The sequence below is a fragment of the Abditibacteriota bacterium genome (genome assembly GCA_017552965.1).
Lineage (GTDB): Bacteria > Armatimonadota > UBA5829 > UBA5829 > UBA5829 > RGIG7931.
The window spans coordinates 1-6,265 of record JAFZNQ010000046.1 but is presented as its reverse complement, the minus strand read 5'-3'; the positions used below and the strand labels follow the sequence as shown (position 1 = coordinate 6,265).

The 6,265-nt window shown below is 55.0% G+C and carries 6 protein-coding genes; 2 read left to right on the top strand and 4 right to left on the bottom strand.

What is annotated here, in order from left to right; translation table 11 throughout:
* Positions 1-161 precede the first annotated feature (161 nt).
* Together IK083_04785 and IK083_04780 are read left to right on the top strand one after the other, a co-directional pair.
* Entirely contained in the window at positions 162-1,256 is a 1,095-nt protein-coding gene (locus IK083_04785) for a hypothetical protein (GenBank protein ID MBR4748872.1), read from the top strand.
* 257 nt (positions 1,257-1,513) lie between these two features.
* Positions 1,514-2,281 (top strand): uracil-DNA glycosylase, encoded by a 768-nt coding sequence (locus IK083_04780; protein MBR4748871.1) that lies wholly within the window; start codon positions 1,514-1,516, stop codon positions 2,279-2,281.
* Between the two features lie 153 nt (positions 2,282-2,434).
* Here IK083_04780 and IK083_04775 read toward each other — a convergent pair whose 3' ends face one another.
* The 4 genes from IK083_04775 to IK083_04760 all read right to left on the bottom strand — a co-directional run bounded on the left by IK083_04775 (position 2,435) and on the right by IK083_04760 (position 5,948).
* Complete coding sequence (locus tag IK083_04775) at positions 2,435-2,893, bottom strand: DUF935 family protein (GenBank protein MBR4748870.1); 459 nt, start codon at positions 2,891-2,893, stop codon at positions 2,435-2,437.
* A 72-nt stretch (positions 2,894-2,965) separates the two neighbouring features.
* Positions 2,966-4,318: an exo-alpha-sialidase gene (locus tag IK083_04770; GenBank protein MBR4748869.1), complete on the bottom strand. Its 1,353-nt coding sequence runs from the start codon at positions 4,316-4,318 to the stop codon at positions 2,966-2,968.
* Entirely contained in the window at positions 4,315-5,439 is a 1,125-nt protein-coding gene (locus IK083_04765) for an alpha-L-fucosidase (GenBank protein MBR4748868.1), read from the bottom strand. The genes IK083_04770 and IK083_04765 overlap by 4 nt, the downstream gene beginning before the upstream one ends.
* Before the next feature lie 182 nt (positions 5,440-5,621).
* Positions 5,622-5,948, bottom strand: a complete 327-nt coding sequence (locus IK083_04760; protein MBR4748867.1) for a GIY-YIG nuclease family protein — start codon at positions 5,946-5,948, stop codon at positions 5,622-5,624.
* Positions 5,949-6,265 lie beyond the last annotated feature (317 nt).

The window sequence follows — 6,265 nt, the reverse complement described above, 5'->3', positions numbered from 1 at the left end:
GCGGCGGCGCTCCCGCGCCGCCGCAAGGCGGACCCCCCTGCTTCGTCAAACTACAAACTATAAGGAACCCGGAAATAGGAAGGGGTTTGGGAAGTCATGAGTGTATATGTGGTATAATGGAAGCGAGATAAAAACCAGTAAAATGGAGGACTTACAGAATCATGAGCAAAAAGGCTGAAGAAAAGCTGAATTGTATTCCTGACACTGTATTATATCCAGCAGTAAAAAAACGCTGCATAGATAAAGGCGTAATTAAAGACGAGTTCCTGGACCCGTGTTATATATATTACGTCAGGAATTATGAAGATAATCTGATTAATGACTGCGAAAATATCAAAAGAAAGGAATATGGAGGTACACTGATACAACACCCTTCAAATATAGATCCTAAACATCTTGATCAGTACAGGAGTTCCAACGGGAATCCCCTTTCCCCTTCTCCTATGTGCGCTCTTCATTCTTCTGCGGCAATGGCGTTTAACATCTTCGGAAACAAAACTGTAACTCTGAATGAGAACGCTCCTGCCGCTCTCGGAGTATCACCGGGCGAATTTAAACTTGAATATGAAAAAAAGCTTGTAGCGACCACAGTCAATGGGGCTACCCCCTTTGTAGATGTCTATCTAAATAAAAAAGCAGAAAATGGATGTGAAATAGTACTCTTTGAAATAAAGATGGTTGAGTGGGTAAGAGGGGACAAACCAAAAGAACTGGCCAAGTCTTACGGAAACAAAAATAACTATCCGAACCCGGACAAAGAAGTGCCGACAGAACCAGATCTCTTTACTAAGCTGGATGAACTGCGAAAAAATCTGACCGACAAGGAAAGTAAAGATAAATACATTTGTAAATACAAGCATTTTGACGCGTTTCAGTTTTATCTTCATCTCTGCGGTATTTGTACAGCCCTCTTTTGCCGTGACTACTTAAAAAAGAAAGAATTCGGCTCTTTTCCGGAGAAACTATCGAAGATCACTCTCGTAGACGGGATCTGGACAATACCAGATGCTGGCTTTTTAGAAGGAACCGGCATTGATCATGAGAAATACGAAAATGATCTTGAGCAGGAATACTATGACGAATTCGGTGAGTTCTATGGTCTTTCGGAGCCAGTTATAGATCTGATCAATAAGAAAGGCAAAATACGATATGGCGATGACTTCAATTTTGACATCAAGCTTCTTACCGTGAAACAAATAATAGATTGTATGACGAAAACACCGGCCGAAAAAGAATATCTGAAGCGCTATATTTAGGAAACCGACTAATTGAGCGGCGGAGGGAACTCCTCCGCCGCCTGTTTTTGTCCCGAACGGATTAATGTCTTTTCGCCGCCTGTGTCCCAGGACACATGGGAATGAAAGCCCCTGTCACGGAGCCTCCAGCCCCGGTCACCGACCAGACCAACGGGACAAACGGAAAGACAGCTGCGAGGCATCAAAAAGCCTCGGAAAATCGTATAATAATAGTGTATCATCCTGATAACGAACTGCAGTGATAAGGGAGGCTACTTATGAGCAAGAAAATTCCTAAAGAGTGTATGGATGGGATACAGCCCAAATGGAAGGAATTCTTTGAAGACTGCGAAATAACAGATGATCTATTTAAAATTCTGAATTCGGGGAACATCAAACCGACTAAAGAGAACGTCTTCAATGCGTTTAAACATGCTGACATTAAGGATATCAAATGCGTGATCCTGGGCCAGGATCCGTATCCTGATCCAACTCCAGCCACAGGCTTGGCGTTTTCTCTTCCTAGAGAAGAACCGATTCCAAATAATAACTCCCTTAAGTACATTTTCGCTGAACTAGAGCTTGAAAAATACTCTATTCCTAATAACGGCGACCTGACCCCATGGGCCGAACGGGGTGTCCTGCTGCTGAACTCGGCGCTGACATACTGTAAATCGGAACAAGATAAACATTTGAAATTGTGGAGGCCTTTTACCGTAGCAGTACTCCGCAAAATAATCACTGAAGGCAAGAATCACGTGGTGTTTATGCTCTGGGGAGATAAGGCACAGGAAACATTTTTTAAAAATGCATTAAAGATAAAGCCTAACCTTAAAAAGGGATACCATATAGTTAATACTTCCGTGATAATAAGTGACAATACCGGAGAAAAAAAGCACCTGGTGCTTATGACGGGGCATCCGTCTCCGCGGAGCAAAAAATACTTCCACAAATGCTATCATTTCCGGCTATGCAACGAGTTCCTGAAGGAGCATTATAAAGATTCGAAAGATCAATATATAGAATGGGAGATTACAGATAAGTAGCGACGCAATGACTTAGTATTGACCGCCGGGGCAATTATGACCGCCGGGCCGCGCCCACACAAAAAACTGCTCCGCAAAGCGCGCGCTTCGCGGAGCCGTTTCCGTATATAATCAACCCGTTACGTAAAAAATCCTTCTCCGTTAACCCCCTGCCTATTCTTCCTCCCGGGCCGGGTCCTTCTTCCTCTTGGGGAGCCGGAGCATAGGGTCTATCTCCTCCAGCTGGGACTTGTCTATAAAGCCCTTGGAGTAGAGGGCGGCGATCATGTTTCCGTAGCTCACCAGGTCCTCCCGGTCATCGGGAATGAACTCGGGAACGGGTGTCTCCCGGAGCGCCCTTTCCCGGCCGAAGTTGGCCTCGGCAATGGGGAACAGCAGCTGGTCCCTGATGGCCTCCGCCAGGAGCTGCCGGTAAAAGCGGATGCGGTCCCGGACCAGCGACAGGCTGGTCTCGCTGTCCGCCTTGCTGCCGTGCTTGGCCTCCATGGTTGCACGGGTAGAACCGAGAATGGCGGTGGTCATCTCACGGTTGACAAAATCAATGAAATTGATATACATGCTCTCGTTGTTCTGCACCTCCATGGAGCGGATGTCCGCCCCGTGGCTCACCACCAGCGCGCCGCCGCAAGGCTTATTCTTTTAGCCCCCCTGCAGGCGCATTGCGCTGCAAGGGGGAATGCTCTTCTACAGGTCCCGGCGGAAGTTCTTCAGCACGTGGAAGGTGGCCAGGTTGGCGTCGTGGAAGTTGTGGGCGCCGTTGAGGGCCGTGCGGCTCTGGAAGAGGAGGTCGTCCCCGTCGATCAAAAAGCTCACGTATTGAAAGGCGGTGGTGTCCGGGTCCATCCAGGACCGGTCGATGACGTGCCGCACGAACTGCCAGGTCCTCAGGTCTTCGGACCTGATGAGGGACAGCAGGTTGCGGCGGGTCCATGGGATAGAGGCGGGGTAGCTCACCAGGGCCAGCCACTGGCGGCTCACCGGGTCGCAGATCACGTCAAACTTGGAGTCCACCGTGGGGCAGTCGATGATGGCCTCATATTCCGGGGCCCGGTCCGGGCGGTCCTTGTCAATGGACAGCAGGAGGGCCTTGCCCCGCTGATAGCGGAGCAGGTCGTAGAGCCGGCCGTCGGGGCCCGCCACCACGCTGCCCTCCAGGGCGCCGGGCCTTTCCACCGGGCTGCCGTCGGGGTCAAAGAGCTCGCTGACGGTCCAGGTCTCCGGGGCCAGCAGGTCGCCGGAGAGGTCGGCGGACAGGATGCCCGTGGCGAAATAGTTCTCAGTCCAGGTGCCGTATTGAAAATCGGTCCACAGCCGGCCCTCATGCTCCAGCACGGGCATGGGGCCCCGCTGGACTCCCGGCTCCCGGGTGAGGCTGGAGCCCCGCACCAGGGGGGTAGGCGCGGACCAGGTCCTGCCTTCGTCAAGGGAGCGGCCTATGAGCAGGTCCCCGCATTCCCGGGAGACCCCCAGCATATACAGCTCGCCCTTGGCAACGAACAGCTTGCCCCAGAAGCAGGGGAACAGCTCCGTGAGATAGCGCCAGGTGGCGCCCCGGTCCGGGGAGGAGAACAGCAGGGTCAAGTTTTGCGCAGCCTCTCCCCTGAACACGTCCATTGAGGAGATGAGGGTGCCGGAGGGGAGCCGCACCAGGGAGGGGGAGCACAGATAGCTGCCGCTGAAGGCATACTCCGGGTCCTCCGGGTGCAGGTAGTTGATCACCGCGCCGGGGGCTTCGCCGGGGCGCACCAGGCGGGAGACGCTCCTTCCCTCTCCGTCTGTGACGGTGAAGCGGTAGTCCGCGCCGTCCTCCAGGCCCTCAAAGACCGCGTGGTCCGCGGCCTCCCGGGTCATCGTGAGCTCCCCGTCCCTTTTGCCGCAGCGGACAGTGTGCAGGCTGCCCGGGGCCGCGTTGTTGATAAAGTCCGCCCGGAAGCCCCCCGCAAAGGGAGCCAGCCGGGTCACGTAGGGCCCCCGGGCCCTTTCGGGCCGGTGCAGGGGGGTGTAGGGAGCAAAGCTCCAGCTGCTGACGGCTTTCATTTGATGAGCCTGCCCATCTCCGCCACTTTATCGACGGTGCTCTGCTGCAGGGAGCCGTTGCCGGTGTTGGGGATGTTGATGGTGAGGCCGCCTCTGGCCCGCTTCATGTTCCGGGCCAGCATGGCCAGCTCCTCGGCGGAGTAGCTGTTCCACTCCACGGGCATCTCCGACCAGGGCTGGTCCAGGCACATGAGGGACTGGAGCTGCTGGCCGCAGATATACTGGGTGGCCGGCACGAAAAACCGGGGCCGCTCACCCTTCACCCGCACGTAGCCTTCGTCATTGAGATAAAACTTCTTGCCCTCGCCGTAGTCCTCCTTGGGGCCTATGGTGGCGTCGATGCGGATCATGCCCTTTTCGATGTCGTGGGTCTCCCCGCCGAAATAGTCGCAGCCGTCATACAGGGGCTTCAGGATGCCGATGCAAAAGGAGCCGTCGCTCAGGGCCACGGCGCTGTCGGGGTTGCCGCTGCGCATGGCCCGGCACCAGCGCTCCCAGTCCCATTTTTCCCGGTGGAGCTCGTGGTAGCAGCCGTCGATCCACCAGCCGTCGCAGAGGCGGCCGTATTTCCGGGCGTAGCCCTCAAACAGGGCCGCCATGCAGTCCTCAAACTCCGGGTTCACCGAGTTGTCTTCGCCCTTTTTCCAGCAAAAGGCCTCCTCCAGGCCCTTGGCGTATTGATCCGTGTTGTTGAACTGGCCGGGGAGATAGATGATGAACCTCTTGCCCCGCTTTTTGACCTCCCGGGCGATCTCAAGGCCCAGGTCCCGCTTGGGAGTGTGCCCCGGATAGACCCGGTCCAAAAAGGGGTTCGCGCTGTTGAAATAGCCGTTGGACTGGGCCAGGGTGAAAATGAGCCACTCGGCCCCGGTCTCGTCAAACTGCTTCATCAGGGTCTTCACGTCAAAGGCGTCCACCTGCTCATTGAACCATGCGGTCCGCTCCTCCTGAGTCCCCTCCGGGAGAGCCAGGTCGGGATACACGAACCAGTGGGTCATGATGCCGTAATGACCCGCCATCCATTCCGCTCTGTTCACTGTGTCTCCTTTTGCCGCCGCGCCGGCAGCCGGAATAAGGACCGCCAGGGCGCACAGCAGTAATGTTAGTATAGTGTGTTTCATAATGCTTGTTCCTACAAAGACCGGGAGCTTTCACTTCTCCGCCGCAAACGGGCGATAAGCCCCAACCCGCCGTCATCCCAGCGCCGAAACGCAGTGAAAGGCGTTGGAGATCTATGGGGGCACCGACGGCATTTTATGCCGTTGGGGGGGCCATAGACGGCGGTCGGAAAAGCCCCTTACTCTCAGTTGCCGTGAAAATGCGTGTACTCCACAGGCAGCCCCAGTTCACCGAAGTCCCAATCCTCGGACAAGTCCTTCATCTCGGGATTCTCTTTCCTGATCAGCTTGTATTTTTTGTCGCGGGGGTATTTCTTCAGCCTCTTCTCAAGTATGATCGCTTCGGTGTTATCCGATATTTCAGTGTAATACACCAGCTTTGAAAGGTGATATCTTTTCGTGAAGCCCTCTATCAGCTCGCTCTTGTGCTCATACATCCGGCGAAACAGATCGTTTGTCACTCCGGTGTAGAACACTCTATTGCTTTGGTTCGTGGTAATATAGACGAACATTGTTTGATATCCGCGGTGTGTGATAATATGTCTTCTTCGCCGCGTGGACCCCCCAACGGCCTTTGGCCGTCGGTCCCCCCACAGTTCTCCAACGGCAGCCCGCAGGCTGCCGCTGAGATGACGGCGAAGAAGCGGAGCGCGTCCCTCTGCCGGGGCAACGCTCAATCGCAGCGCTCGTTACTCTCCGCCGCGTGGACCCCCCAACGGCCTGCGGCCGTCGGTGCCCCCACAGTTCTCCAACGGCAGCCCGCAGGCTGCCGCTGGGATGACGGCGGATAAGCGAGATGCGTCCCTCTGCCGGGGCAGCGCTTAATCGC